The organism is Phytoactinopolyspora halotolerans, from assembly GCF_010550675.1.
GTDB lineage: Bacteria > Actinomycetota > Actinomycetes > Jiangellales > Jiangellaceae > Phytoactinopolyspora > Phytoactinopolyspora halotolerans.
Window position 1 is genome coordinate 54,881 of record NZ_JAAGOA010000023.1, and the last position, 13,573, is coordinate 68,453.

The following is a 13,573-nucleotide window of genomic DNA, read 5'->3' on the forward strand; positions in this document are numbered from 1 at the left end:
CCGTGCCGGTCTCGAGCGAGACATCCGCTGGTGACCACAGGATTGTGTGACAGCTGTCACGCTTGTTTGTCCAATGAGTTAACAAAGTAAGGATGCTACGGTTCCAAGTCAAGGTCTATGCGCAGGTTATTCCTTCGTTACACTCAACCGATCGCTCAGTTGTGCTGGATAGCACGCAATCTTTCGACCCACACTTGACAAAGTTGCTGTAGGTGCGGCCACGGGATCTGCATCCGTCGGGACGCGGTCGCATGCAGGTGGCCGTGATCATCGCGGCCGAGGGTGTACGTGATCTCGATCCTGGAGTCCGGCCCGATGTAGTCGATCCGGGCGAGCTGAGCCTCCGGCTTCTCCCGGACAAGCCGTCGCCGTCCCCCAGCACGTACCGCGCATCGTCCGCGCCGAACTCCACACCCATCGGGCTGTCGAAGACGATCGACGCGACGACGTTCTCGGTCGTCTGGGCTACGCCCGGCGCGCTGAGATTTGGCTGGTCAGAGCGCTATACGGGCCGTGCGCGAAGCGCCTAGGATACGCCCTTGTGCGAGGCGAACACCGCCTCGCTGATCAGGGCGGCCGCGCCCACCACGCCGGCGTCGCCTTCCATCTCGCTCAGCACGACCGGCAGATTGCCGGTGGCCAGCGGCAACGAGCGCCGGTAGACGACGCCGCGGATCTCGGCGAGCAGGGGGTGGCCGAGCTGCGCCACCCGTCCCCCGATGACGATCAGGCCCGGGTTGAAGAACGACACCAGACTGGCGAGCACCCAGCCCAGCCGCTGGCCTCCGTCGCGGACCATCTGCACGGCGTGCGCGTCCCCCTGGTCCACCGCGAGCGCCACGTCCGCGGCGGTCAGCTCACCCTTCGTCTCCAGCATGGCGGCCAGCGCGGGCGAGGCGCCGGACTGGGCCGCCGACGTCGCGTCCCGTGCCAGCGCGGCGCCCCCGAAGTACGCCTCCAAGCAGCCCGTGTTGCCGCACGCGCAGGTCGGCCCGAACTCCTCCACCCGGATGTGGCCGATGTCGCCGGCGCACCCGTCCACACCCCGATACAGCTCGCCGTTGACGACGATGCCGCAGCCGATCCCGGTTCCGACCTTGACGAAGAGGAAGTCACCGGCCGTCTTCGCGACGCCTGAATGCTGTTCACCCAGCGCCATCACGTTCACGTCGTTGTCCAGCAGGACCGGGCAGCCCAGCTCACGGGCGACCGCGTCGCGCACCGGATACCCATGCCACCCCGGCATGATCGGCGGCGACACCGGCGTGCCGCTGTGGAAGTCGACCGGCCCGGGCACGCCCACGCCGACCCCCGCCGGCCGGTCGATCTTCCGCTCGGCCAGCATCTTCCGGGCGAGCTCGATCGCCGTACCGAGCACGTGCTCGGGGCCGAGCCGGACGTCCATGCTGACGCTCTGCCGCTCGCCCAGCACGGCGAGCCGGCCGTCGGTGATCGCCACCGAGATCGACGTCGCGCCGATATCGATGCCCACGAAGCGCAGGTCAGAGGAGAAATCGACCAGAGTCGACCGGCGCCCGCCACGAGAGGCGGCCGGCCCGGCGCTCTCCGCCAGGCCGAGTTCGATCAGCCGGTTCACCTCGGTTGCCATGGTGGTCCGGGAGACGCCGAGTCGGTCAGCCAACTGGACCCGCGAGAGGGGCCCTTCATCCCGCAGGATCCTCAACACGTTGGCCTGGGTGGCGGTCTCCGCCCAGCCGGCAAGGGTGTGTCGCACGTTTTCATCCTGCCACGCGTCTCGCCGTCGCTGAGTCCATTCACCTCAAGACGGCACGGTCGGTCGGCGGAGGAACCCTCAACATGGATGGATTCGGAGGTCCCGGTAGTACACCTCGTCGTTGGGACCGTGATTCTGCAGACCGACGTGTCCCGGCGTCACGTCGGCATCGGATGCAGGGGCCTGGAACCGGTTGATCGTCACTCCGTTCAAGACGACGTCGATCACGGAACCGTGGACGGTGATCTCATACTCGTTCCACGATCCGGGCGGATTCAGCGCCGCGTCCCGAGCATCGGCGTCCGGTTCCTGGACGGCGTAGATCGCCCCGGTGGTGCGATCCGGCTCGTCGGTGGCATCGATCTGCACCTCGTAGCCGTCGTCGGCGGCCACCCTGGGGTCGTCGCCTGGCTCCGGAAACCCGACGAACACCCCGGAGTTGTCGTCGCCGGCGACCTTCCAGTCCAGAACCAGCCGGTACGCGCCGAACTCCTCCGGGTACCAGAGCAGCCCCATCCCGCCCCGCGTCATTATGCTGCCGTCGTCCTGCAGCTCGAACTCACCCGGACCCGCCATCCGCCATTCGTCCAGACTCTCCGGGGAGCCGTCGAACAGTATCCGCTCCGCACCGTCCGGGCTCGATGAACGGCACCCCCGGAAACGATCGGGCTCCGTGTCCGGCTCGCCGCTCTCCTCGCCGGCGCACGAGATCACGGTCAGCGACGCCGCCAGGGCGGCCGCGGCGCACCGTCGATTCCCGGTCGTGCCCGTCACCCTTCGACCATAGATCCTCGCCCGCGCGACCGCCCGGCGACCGACTCGGCGTCGTGGCCTCACGTCACGCAGCAGCTCTCTTCGCGGACGCCGACCGTGACATGAGACCACGAGGCCGGTGGCGAACCTGCTAGTGAGCGGTGAGGAACTCGGACGGGTCCAGCGCGGCGTCGCTGATCCGCACGTCGCCGATCCAGCCGTAGAACCCTTGGCCGAACCGCTGCCCGGAGCCGTCGTCGGAGCCGGTGGCGCCGATGGTGAACGGCTTGCCGAGGGTCGCGATCCCGTGCGCCGGCTGGGCCGGGTTGCGCGCGATGGGCGACCCCTCGACCCACACCACGCCGCGCTCACCGTCGTTCACCACGGCGACGTGAAACCAGCGTCCGGTCGGAAGGGCATGGCTCCACGACGTAGGTGACGCGTTCTGCACGTGCGGGTAGAGCACGAACTGCAGGAATCGCTCTCCCGACAGGTTCAGGCTGCACACCGACTCGTCCTGGGAGTACCCGGCGGTCTTGCCGGCGTCGCCCGCCCGGCCCTGCCAGCTGAGGACGCCCATCCAGGCATGGTCGCCGACGAACGGCTCCGGCAGCTTGAGGAAGACCTCGATGGTGTACCCGTCGAGGAACTTCTCGCTGTTGACCGGCGCGTCGGCCACCGCCTCCAGGACGGCGCCCCGGTCCGGGTTCTTGCCGCCGTCGAAGCGCAGGCTGGCGTGAGCCGGCGCGTTCCGGTGGTGCTCGGAGGAGTGCGTCAGCACGTCGTCCCCGCTGCTGTGCAGGCGGCGCACCACCAGATCGTTCCCGTTGCGGGTCAGGTCCCGGGCCACCAGGCCGTCGGCGACCGGGGCGCCGTCGCGGGGCGCCCGGCCGAGGCCGGCGGCGTCGAAACGCCAGTAGGCCACCGTGTCGGGTCGGGTCACCCGGCGCGGCGGCCGCTGCGGGGGCAGCTTGACCGGCGCGAACCCGGCGAACCGCTGCTCGGTGTCGAGGGCGAGGCTGAACCGGTCGACGTCGTCGGTCAGCTCGATCACCTCCGCACCCAGCAGCGGGCGCTCGTCCGCCTCGCGGGTGAGGAACCACGGCGCGAACGTCTCTACATCGATCGTGTTGCGGACAAGATCGAACTGGTAAAGCCGGATCATCCCCGCGCCGCCGTAGTACCGGTCCTGGTAGTTGGTGATGTGTACGTGTACGTCGTTGCCGGCGTCGTTGGTCAGCACGGTGCGCCCCGGCGGCCAGTAGTGCCCGCCGAGCGCCATGAAGATCTGGTCGTTGGATCGAATCAGCCGGTCCCACAGCCGTCGCCCGTGCGAGGACAGCGCCGCCTGGCCGTCGTCGCCGGCGAAAGCGAGGTCGTGCGTGGTCAGGATGGCGGGGAGTTTCGAGTGCTCGTCCAGGACGCCCTGCGCCCACGCGAGCCCACCGTCGGAGATCCGCCAGTCGATGGCCAGCACCAGCCAGTCCCGCCCCGCGGCGCGGAAGATGTGGTAGCTGTTGTAGCCGTCGGGCGACGCCCCGCCGAAGGTCTCGCTGCCACTGAACCGCTGCGGTCCGAAAGTCTGCAGATACGGGGTATCACCACGCTGGTCGTCCGACGATACGTCGTGGTTGCCGCCCAGCACGCTATAGGGCACCACACCGTCGAGCGCGGCGAAGGTCTCGCCGGCGAGTTCGATCTCGTCGGCGGTTCCGTGCTCGGTGACATCACCCAGGTGTGTCATGAACGCGACGTTCGCCAGACCGCGCTGCTCCCCGAGGTAACGGAAGGTCTCCGCGACCGGTGCCGGGTCGGATCGGTCCTCGTCGAACAGGTACTGGGTGTCGGGCATCACGGCGATCGCGAACCGCGGGCTGTCCGGATCGAACGCGGCCGGATCGGCCGGCATCACCGGCGCGGCGTGCGCCGTCGACCGGCCGGCGACAGACCCCGGAAGCAGGCTGGGCACGGCGACGGCCGCGGGCGCAGCGATGGCGCCGAGAAGAAGGCGACGGCGCGCGAAACCGCTGGAGCCGCGCGCCGGCTCCAGAGCGTCGGACGAATCGGACACGGGTGACCTCCTGAAGACGACGTGATCGCACTTATGCGATCAAGCCGAGGTGGCGACTCGATGTCCGAAACATGACTGTATGTCCGCGCGCTCGCGAACTTCCGCTCGCGGAGATTGAAGGCTCGCGCCCCGACGCGCGGCCAGCACCGTGAGTTGGTCGGGCATATGACACCGTAGGGATGGCACGACCGTGGCGCTTCCGACGCCCGGCGACGAAGGGCGACACCGGTGACACGGTGACATGGTGACAGCGGCCACGCGGCAGAACACAGGAACACGGCAGGGCGGTTCGATCATGATCGATGTGGAGAAGGTTCGCCGGGACACGCCTGCGTGCGAGCGAGTGACCCATCTGAACAACGCGGGCGCCGCACTCGCACCGCAGCCCGTTGTCGACGCGTTGACGGGGCATATCGAGCTGGAGGCGACCATCGGCGGGTACGAGGCAGCCGAACGGGCCGCTGCCTCGGTCGAGCGGTTCTACCCGGCCGTCGCCGAGCTGATCGGTGCGCGTCCGGACGAGATCGCCTACGTCGAGAACGCGACCCGGGCGTGGGATCTGGCGTTCTTCGCCATCCCGTTCCGCCGGGGCGACCGGATCCTCACCACCACAAGCGAGTACGCCAGCAACGGCATCGCCTTCCGGCAGGTCGCACAGCGGCACGGGGTCCGGGTGGATGTCGTGCCGGACGACGAGCACGGTCAGATCTCGGTGGACGCGCTCGCCGTGGAGCTGGAACGAGGCGATGTCCGGCTCGTCGCCGTCAACCACGTGCCGACGCACAACGGTCTGGTCAATCCGGCGGCGGACATCGGGCGGCTGTGTCGAGCCGCCGGCGTCCTCTTCCTGCTCGATGCCTGCCAGTCGGTGGGGCAGCTGGCGGTCGACGTCGCCGAGGTCCAGTGCGACATGCTCTCCGCGACCGGCCGCAAGTTCCTGCGTGGCCCGCGCGGGACCGGGTTTCTGTATGTCCGCCGGGACGTGGTCTCCGACCTCGAGCCGCCGATGCTCGATCTGGTCAGCGCCACCTGGACGTCACCCGACACGTACGAGATCCGCAGCGACGCGCGGCGCTTCGAGAACTTCGAGCGGAACATGGCCGGGCAGATCGCGCTCGGCGTCGCGGCGGACTACGCGAGCGCCCTGGGCATCGAGGTGATCGAGCAGCGGGTCACGCGCCTCGCCGCCGACCTGCGGGAACGGCTGACGGCGACGCCCGGGGTAGCCGTGCGCGACCGCGGAGCACAGCGGTGCGGCATCGTGGCGTTCACCGTCGACGGCAGCGAGCCCGAGCAGGTCCGCGACATGCTGCGGGGCAGAGGAATCAACGTCAGCGTCACCCACGGCTCCGAGCTCTACGACCGGAACGCCCTACCCCGCGCGGTCCGAGCTTCCGTGCACTACTACAACACCGAGAACGAACTCGACCGACTGGTGAACGCCCTCGCACCCTGACGGACCCGAACATCCCGGCACGCTGCGAGCAGCCCAACCCACGCCTTTCCGCACGACAGACCACACAGTCTGTCGCCCACCAGCGCACCGCACCACGACAGACCACACGGTCTGGTCGATGGCCGGCCACCAGTCACACGACGCCGCCCACGACCGGCTTGTGTGCGCGGCCGTGTGTCTGCTGACCGGTCCGGACTCGGTCGTGGGAGCGGCCGTGTGAACAAGAGCCCCCACATGCCAGGTACCGGCAGACGTGCGACCGGTCGTGCGCCTCCAGGCCGCTCACAGCGGTCAGAAATCCCACGGCCAATCACACGATGCCGCAAACCGGCCACCAATCACACGACAAGCCACGCGACCGCCGCAATAGCAGCCGCCAGCACGACACAGGCATGCGAACGCCCGCTCGCGGCCGGAACGCGCACGCGTCGAAGCACGACGGAGTTGCAGCTGGCCGCCCAAGGGTTCGCCGCAGAACGCCGTCGCGGTGCCGGATGAGGCACCAGCCGGAGCCGGGTTCTGTCACCGCCCGACAGCAAGTCACCCGGAGAACGCGGACATGCCGCGCCGCAGACGACACCACACCTGGCCGATGCCGGCCGGTCCGAAGATCGCCGCCCAGGTCGTCAAGAGCGTCGTGCATGTGCGCTGAGCCGAGACAACGCAAAGCCCCGGCGCCTGGGTCGTCCGGCCACGTCCGGGGCTCACTTCCTCGGGCTATCGCCTTCGGCGAGTTCAAGACTTATACGTCACCCGCCCACCGGCACGGCATGAACCTCCCCCATCGGCGGCGCGCCTGGGCCTCGGGCGATTCGATCGCTGCCCCCTCCGTTCGACGCACGAATGCTGGGGTAAGCTCGCGCACAGGCCCTGGGGAGAGCACGTAGTGAGGCGTGCTCCAGGTGTATGCACGGTCCGCGACGGGCGCGGACTCGGATGAGCGGGCCGCGTGGCGGTATGACTGACGGCATGGGACTGGTCTCCCCCGCACTTGTGGGGCGCGCCGAGGAGCTTCAACGCGCCGTAGCGGCGGTCACCTCGCCTCCCGCCTTGGTGATCCTGGACGGCGAGGCGGGCATCGGCAAGACCCGTTTGATCGCCGAGCTGGCCGCGCAGCCCGAGCTCGCCGGCCACCGCGTGCTGGTAGGCCCGTGCCATCGGATCCGGGAGTCGTTCCCGCTCGGGCCGGTGATCGAGGCCCTGCGCGGGGTGCGCGTCCACCTCGCCGACGTGCCGCTCTCCGCGATCACCGGCGCGCTGCGTCCGTTGCTTCCGGAGCTGGAGGACGTGCTCCCGCCGGCCCCCGAACCTATGGGCGACCGGGTCGCGGAGCGGCATCGGATCTTCCGCGGCATCGTCGAGGTGCTGCGTTCGCTGGGACCGACCGTGCTGGTCCTGGAGGACATGCACTGGGCCGACCAGCAGACCGCCGACTTCGTCGGCTATCTGCTGGCAGAGTCGCTACCCGAGCTGGCGGTCCTGCTGACGTTCCGGCACGCCGACGTCGACCCGGGCGTGCGCGCATTGGTCGCGACCCCGCCGCCGGGGGTACGCCGGACCGACGTCTACCTCGAGCCCCTGGACGTCGAACAGACCGGGGCGATGGCCGCCTCCATCATGGAGCTCGACCGCGTCTCCGACGAGTTCGCCACGTACCTGCGCGAACGCACCGCCGGTCTGCCGTTCGCCATCGAGGAGCTGCTGGCGCTGCTGCAAGCCCGCGGCACGCTGGTGCGCCGGGGCGGCCGCTGGGCACGTCGCGCTTTGGACGAGCTCGATGTGCCGACCAAGATCCGTGACTCGGTACTGGAACGGGTCACCCAGCTCGGCGGCGACGCCGGCCAGGTCGTGGAGGCCGCCGCCGCGCTCCAGGTGCCGGTGCCGCTGACCGTGCTGGCGGAGACGGCGACGGCCACGGACGACGGGGTATGGGTCGGCGTCGAAGAGGCGCTGACCTCCGGTCTGCTCGCCGAGAACGACGACATCATCGGCTTCCGCCATCCGCTGGCCGCGCAAGCGGTCTACGAGGCGATACCGGCACACCGCCGACGACTGCTGCACGGACGTGCGGCGGCGGCGCTGCGCACCACCGATCCGGTGCCCCTCGGACAGGTCGCGCATCACCTTCGCTACGCCGGCCGGCTCGACGAGTGGGTGGTGGCGGCCGAACGCGCCGCGGATCAGGCCATCGCGCTGAGCAACGACGCCGAGGCCGCCCGCCTGCTCGAGGACGTCCTGCGCAACACGTCACCCGAGCCGGAGACCCGCGGCCGGCTCGCGGTCAAGCTGGGCCAGGCCGCCGTGGAGGCACTGCGCGCGCCGGACGTCGTCGATCTGCTCAGTGAGATCCTCGACGACGACCTGCCCGGCCCGATCCGCGGCGAGCTGCGCTTCCTGCTGGGGACGATCCTGCACGACGCCGGGGTGGACCTGATCCGTGCGCACCGGCTGATCGTGCAGGCGATCGACGACCTCGGCCACCGCCCGGATATGAAGGCCTGGGCGATGGTGGTGCTAGGAATCCCGATGGCCGGGGATCTGGACCCGGAGGAGCATCGGCGGTGGCTGAGCGAGGCACTGACCGTGGTGCCTGAGATCGAGGATCCGGTCTTCCAGGTCTTCCTCCTCGGCAAGATCGCGATGGTGCAGATCCCGATGGGCGACCCCGCCTGGCGGCCGCTGGCCGAGCGGGTGGAGCGGCAGACCGGCGGATCACCGCGCCGTCGTCGGGAGATCAACGCCTACTGGTCGATGGGGAGCGAGGCAAGTTACTCCGGTCACCACGACATCGCGGACCGGCTGCTCGCCGCCGGCCTCGATGCGGCGACGGGCGCCGACGGCGAACGCGTCGAGCTCCGGCTGGAGCGCAGCCTCCGTTCCGGTCTGCTCCTGATGCGGTATCTCCGCGGCGCATGGGACGGTTTGCAGGACGATGCGGCCGAACTGATCGATGACCTTGCCGGTCATCCACGTGCCCGGGTCAACGTGGACACGGTCGCGGCATGCCTGCAGCTCGCCCAGGGCGATCTGGACGGCGCGCACGAGTCGCTCAGCGCGCTGGCGGCCGTCGTCGACGAACTGGGCGCCGTCGACCTGCTGCCCATTCCGACATCAGCGACGCTCCGGCTGGCGACGGCACGCGGCGAACACCGGCAGGCGCTGACGCTGATCGACCGCTTCCTCGAGACGGTGCAGACCAAGGGGGTGCTCGCGCCCGCCGCCCGGGCGCTCCCCTACGTCACCGAGGCGTTGGTGGCCGCCGGCGAGGTCGATCGCGCCGCGTCGTTGCTCGACGATTACACCCGCAAGCTGGCCGAGTTGGACGCGCCGGTCGCGCCGGCGGCGCTCGAGCACGCCCGCGGGCACGTCCAGCTCGCCGAGGGCGACGCGGCGCACGCCGCCGGCCACTTCGCCGCCGCCGCGGTGTTGTATGAGCCGTTGCCCTGCCGGTACGAGGCGGCCCAGGCCCGTGAGCTGGCCGCGATGTCGATGCTCGCGATGCCGGACGAAGAGCATCCACCGAACGCCGACGTCCTGGCCGGGGAGATCGGCCGTCGGCCGGATTCGGGCGGCGCGGCGGACGGCGGGACGGATCACCCGGGCGCGGCGCGCGGCGGCAGCACCGGCACGAGCTATCAGGCCGAGCCGGGCCGGGTGCTGCTTTCGGCGCTGTCGACCTATCGTGAGCTGGGTGCGGAGTGGGACGTGGGCCGGGTGACACAAGTGGCCCGGCAGCACGGCCTTTCGATACCGGCGCGTTACCGAGGCGGTCGGCGCGGATACGGATCCGATCTCTCACCGCGGGAGCGAGAGGTGGCCGAACTCGCCGCGGTCGGCAGGTCCAACCGGGAGATCGCGGCCGAGTTGTACATCTCGGTGAACACGGTGATCAGGCACATCACGGCGGCGCTGCGCAAGCTCGATGTACGCTCCCGCGCCGCCATCGCGCACCGGCTGGCGGAGCTCGACATGCTCGAGCGCGACGAGCCGGACCAAAATTGACGGGAATTGGTCATGGTTCACGGCACGCCGATCAGTGACGCTGGTGTCATGGATGACAGCGACGGCTCCCATCCCGTCTCGGCCGCTGCCGGCGACGAGCCGGACGGCGACGACGCCGGCCGGCCGGCCGAGCAGGAGGAGAGAGACTCCGGTCACACCGGTGGCGAGCCGAGCACGTCTTCCCCGGCGGACGACGAGGCCGAGCCCGCCGGCGAGGACGGCTGGCATCCGGTGTAGACCCCGATGCCGGCGTCGACAGTAGCCCGATCCCCCTGCTCAGCGGCGGTCGTGTAGCAACGTGGTGGCCACGGCGGACCGCTCGAGGGGCTGCTCAGGCGCCGGCATCTCCTCCAGTCCATGAGTGTCGACATGTGCCCGCGTGAGCGCGGCGAGGCTGCCGTCGCCGTCGCCGCCGTCGCCGCCGTCGCCGCCGTCGCTGCCGTCGTCGCGGATGTGCTCCCGATATCATCGAGGGCAAGATCCGGCGGCCGGTGTGGACCGCTCACCGCCGGGTGAGCACGGTCCGATCCGGAGGACGACATGGACCACCACCAGGACGGGCTGGATCAGCAGCAGCTGGAGACGTTGCTCCGGCGGCTCACGCTCGAGGAGAAGGTCGCCCTGCTGACCGGCGCGGATATGTGGTCCACGGTGCCGCTGGAGAAGATCGGGCTGCGGCGGATCCTGATGTCGGATGGACCCAGCGGGGTCCGCGGCGAGATATGGGACGAGCGGGACCCCTCGCTGAACCTCCCGTCGGCCACGGCGCTGTCGTCAGCGTGGGACACCGGGATCGCCCGTCGATATGGAGCGGTCTGTGCGGCCGAGGCGCGACGCAAGGGTGTCGACGTGGTGCTCGGGCCTACCATCAACCTGCACCGGTCGCCGCTGGGCGGCCGTCATTTCGAGGCGTTCAGCGAAGACCCGCTGCTCACGGCAGACCTCGCCGCCGCGTATGTCGCCGGGCTACAGGACAACGGTGTGGCCGCCACACTCAAGCATTATCTCTGCAACGACTTCGAGACCGATCGGTTCACGGTCGACGTCGACGTCGATGACCGCGCCTTGCGCGAGGTCTACCTGTTAGCCTTCGAGAAGGCCGTCGTCGAGGCGCGTGCGTGGCTGGTGATGAGCTCCTACAACTCGGTCAACGGATCGACGTTGACCGAGAGCCCGCTGCTGGCCGCACCGCTGAAGGACGAGTGGGGCTTCGACGGTGTCGTGGTCAGCGACTGGGCCGCGGTCCGCTCGCTGGACAGCGCCCGTTATGCTCAGGACCTCGTGATGCCCGGCCCGAAGGGACCGTGGGGCGATGCGCTGGTCGCGGCGGTCCAGCACGGCGAGGTCGACGAGCTGACCGTCGACCGCAAGGTGTATCGGCTGCTCCGGCTGGCGGCCCGAGTCGGTGCCCTCGGCACGGAGCCCGCCGGCGTCGACCACCCGGCGGATGACGGCGTCGCGTTCGCCCGCGAGGCCGCCGCCGCGGGAACGGTCCTGCTCCGCAACGACGGTGAGCTGCCGTGGAATTGTGGCGGGATCAAGCGGATCGCCGTCATCGGCCACAACGCCAAGTTCGCCCGCACCCAGGGCGGCGGCAGCGCCACCGTCATCCCCGAACGGACGGTGTCCCCGCTGGACGGAATCCGACGAGCGTTCCCGGACGCCGAGCTCACCTATGCACTCGGAGCGGTGGTGCAGGAGGGCGTGGCCGCGCTGCCGCTCGAACACCTGACCAACCCGATCACCGGTGAGCCGGGGCTGCGTGCCCGGTTCCTCGATGCGGTCGGCGGCGAGATCTCCGCCGAGGACCGCCGATCCGCCGCGCTGGTGTGGTTCGGCGGCACCGCACCGATCGACGAATCCGCACGTCTCGAGCTGTCCACCTGGTACACGCCGGAGACGACCGGCACCATCCGGCTGGGCTTCGCCGCCGTCGGCGTCGCGCGCATCGTCGTCGACGGACGGACGGTGCTGGACACGGCCGTGGAGCCGGACACGGATGATCTGGCGTCGCTGCTGCTGGCGCCGCCGTCGGCGACCGCGGCGGTGAACGTCACCGAGGGCGTACCGATCGACATCCGCGTCGAGTACGAACTCGGCTTCCGGCCGGCCCGGCTGGCCGGTTCACTCGCGTTCACGCTCGGCATCGAGCCGGATGACTCCGACCCGGAAGGGATGATCACGGCCGCGGTCAGCGCGGCCCGCGCGGCCGACGTCGCCGTGGTCGTGGTCGGCACCGACTCCCGGGTGGAGTCGGAGGGTCACGACCGTCGCACGCTCGAGCTTCCCGGACGCCAGGACGACCTGGTCCGGGCCGTCGCCGCCGCCAACCCGCGGACGGTGGCGGTGGTCAACTCCGGAGCACCGGTCCTCCTGCCGTGGCGGGACGAGGTCGCGGCCGTTCTCGTCTCCTATTTCGGCGGCCAAGAGTTCGGCCACGCCCTGGCTGATGTGCTCTCCGGTGCGGTCGAGCCGGGCGGCCGGCTGCCGACCACCTGGCCGGCGACGCTCGACGACGTGCCGGTGCTGAACGTGACGCCGGCCGACGGCGTGGTCCATTATGACGAGGGCATCCACATCGGCTACCGCGCCTGGCTCCGGTCCCGGGCGGAACCCGCCTACCCGTTCGGCCACGGCCTCGGCTACACCAGCTGGGAGTTGTCCCGGGTCGCCTCGGACCGCACCGTCTCGCCGGGCGGCGCCATCACGGTGTCCGCCATACTGAGGAACACCGGTCAGCGCCCGGGCAAGCACGTGGTCCAGGTCTACGCCGAGCGGCCGTCGTCAGCGGTGGACCGGCCGGTGCGGTGGCTCGTCGGGCATGCGCCGGTCTGGGCGGACCCGGGTCAGTCCGTTCCGGTGGCGATTCCCGTCCCGGCACGTGCCTTCGCGCATTGGGACGACGGCTGGCGGTACGAACCCGGAGTGTTCACCCTCCGCGTCGGGTCTTCGGTGCGGGACCTGCCCGGCGAGGCGACCGTCAGCGTGCTGTCCTGATCAGGTGGTGCGGCGGGCACGCGCCCGGTATGCCCGTACCTTGGCGATACTGCCGCACGAGCGCCCACCCGCGTCTCCTGCCGTCATGAGGCACCAACGCTTGCTTGCGTTGCGCGTGTGATCGTAGAAGACCCAGCGACAGTCCGGGCAAGCCTTGAGACGAGCCCATCGACCGGAAGCGATCGCTTCCAGGACGGCGACCAGCGCCTCACCGGCCGGCCCGGCCTCGTGGCGGTACCCGATCCGGCCGTCGTCGACATCCGGCCGCACGTCGAGCCGGTCGATCCACGCATTGAGGACCTCGCCGGCCGGGGCCGACCGTTCCACCACGCCACGCAGGTCGTCGCGTAACCGTTGGACCGTGTCGTACTGGTCCTCCGGCAGCCGGCGCTGCCGGGCGTAACTCTCGAAGCGGTCGTCGGCGGTCCGAGTGTCATTGGGTATCAGCCAGCTGTTGAGCAGGCCGCGCACGTCTTCGAGGGAACCCGGGGCCTCCTGCCCCGTCGCGATGCTAACCACCTAACTGACTATACCGGTTGCAATGGCCGATCGCGACGAT

10 protein-coding genes are annotated in these 13,573 nt (G+C 70.0%); 6 read left to right on the plus strand and 4 right to left on the minus strand.

Features of this window, described 5'->3' with window-relative positions; translation table 11 throughout:
* Positions 1 to 212 precede the first annotated feature (212 nt).
* Entirely contained in the window at positions 213 to 530 is a 318-nt protein-coding gene (locus tag G1H10_RS25470; RefSeq protein ID WP_163743254.1) for a hypothetical protein, read from the plus strand.
* Here the strand turns inward: G1H10_RS25470 and G1H10_RS25475 are convergent.
* The 3 genes from G1H10_RS25475 to G1H10_RS25485 form a co-directional block, all read right to left on the minus strand.
* Positions 527 to 1,735 (minus strand): ROK family transcriptional regulator, encoded by a 1,209-nt coding sequence (locus G1H10_RS25475; RefSeq protein ID WP_163743256.1) that lies wholly within the window; start codon positions 1,733 to 1,735, stop codon positions 527 to 529. The two genes, G1H10_RS25470 and G1H10_RS25475, sit on opposite strands and share 4 nt — an antisense overlap.
* A gap of 78 nt (positions 1,736 to 1,813) precedes the next feature.
* The gene (locus G1H10_RS25480) at positions 1,814 to 2,509 is read right to left on the minus strand and encodes a 3-keto-disaccharide hydrolase (protein WP_216853658.1); all 696 of its coding nucleotides are present in this window, start codon (positions 2,507 to 2,509) and stop codon (positions 1,814 to 1,816) included.
* 130 nt (positions 2,510 to 2,639) lie between these two features.
* Positions 2,640 to 4,397: a LamG-like jellyroll fold domain-containing protein gene (locus G1H10_RS25485; RefSeq protein ID WP_376778664.1), complete on the minus strand. Its 1,758-nt coding sequence runs from the start codon at positions 4,395 to 4,397 to the stop codon at positions 2,640 to 2,642.
* Positions 4,398 to 4,800: 403 nt separating this feature from the next.
* Between G1H10_RS25485 and G1H10_RS25490 the strand changes: the two genes are divergently transcribed.
* The 5 genes from G1H10_RS25490 to G1H10_RS25510 all read left to right on the plus strand — a co-directional run bounded on the left by G1H10_RS25490 (position 4,801) and on the right by G1H10_RS25510 (position 13,014).
* Positions 4,801 to 6,015, plus strand: coding sequence for an aminotransferase class V-fold PLP-dependent enzyme (locus tag G1H10_RS25490; RefSeq protein ID WP_376778663.1), 1,215 nt, complete (start codon positions 4,801 to 4,803; stop codon positions 6,013 to 6,015).
* A 957-nt stretch (positions 6,016 to 6,972) separates the two neighbouring features.
* Complete coding sequence (locus G1H10_RS25495; protein ID WP_163743260.1) at positions 6,973 to 10,017, plus strand: helix-turn-helix transcriptional regulator; 3,045 nt, start codon at positions 6,973 to 6,975, stop codon at positions 10,015 to 10,017.
* 48 nt (positions 10,018 to 10,065) lie between these two features.
* On the plus strand, positions 10,066 to 10,254 hold the full coding sequence (locus G1H10_RS25500; RefSeq protein ID WP_163743262.1) for a hypothetical protein: 189 nt from the start codon (positions 10,066 to 10,068) through the stop codon (positions 10,252 to 10,254).
* A gap of 120 nt (positions 10,255 to 10,374) precedes the next feature.
* Positions 10,375 to 10,533 carry a hypothetical protein gene (locus G1H10_RS25505; protein WP_163743264.1) on the plus strand — a complete coding sequence of 53 codons (159 nt, stop codon included), beginning with the start codon at positions 10,375 to 10,377 and terminating at the stop codon, positions 10,531 to 10,533.
* A gap of 24 nt (positions 10,534 to 10,557) precedes the next feature.
* Positions 10,558 to 13,014 (plus strand): beta-glucosidase family protein, encoded by a 2,457-nt coding sequence (locus tag G1H10_RS25510; protein ID WP_163743266.1) that lies wholly within the window; start codon positions 10,558 to 10,560, stop codon positions 13,012 to 13,014.
* On the opposite strand, the gene G1H10_RS34770 is transcribed toward G1H10_RS25510, so the two are convergent.
* Positions 13,015 to 13,533 carry a CGNR zinc finger domain-containing protein gene (locus G1H10_RS34770; protein WP_163743268.1) on the minus strand — a complete coding sequence of 173 codons (519 nt, stop codon included), beginning with the start codon at positions 13,531 to 13,533 and terminating at the stop codon, positions 13,015 to 13,017. It abuts the gene before it with no gap.
* Positions 13,534 to 13,573: the final 40 nt, after the last annotated feature.

Coding starts and splice junctions, on each gene's coding strand:
- G1H10_RS25485 (WP_376778664.1), bottom strand. CDS start 4,397: ATGCCGGCCGATCCGGCCGCGTTCGATCCGGACAGCCCGCGGTTCGCG.
- G1H10_RS25490 (WP_376778663.1), top strand. CDS start 4,801: ATGGTGACAGCGGCCACGCGGCAGAACACAGGAACACGGCAGGGCGGT.
- G1H10_RS25495 (WP_163743260.1), top strand. CDS start 6,973: ATGACTGACGGCATGGGACTGGTCTCCCCCGCACTTGTGGGGCGCGCC.
- G1H10_RS25500 (WP_163743262.1), top strand. CDS start 10,066: ATGGATGACAGCGACGGCTCCCATCCCGTCTCGGCCGCTGCCGGCGAC.
- G1H10_RS25505 (WP_163743264.1), top strand. CDS start 10,375: ATGAGTGTCGACATGTGCCCGCGTGAGCGCGGCGAGGCTGCCGTCGCC.
- G1H10_RS25510 (WP_163743266.1), top strand. CDS start 10,558: ATGGACCACCACCAGGACGGGCTGGATCAGCAGCAGCTGGAGACGTTG.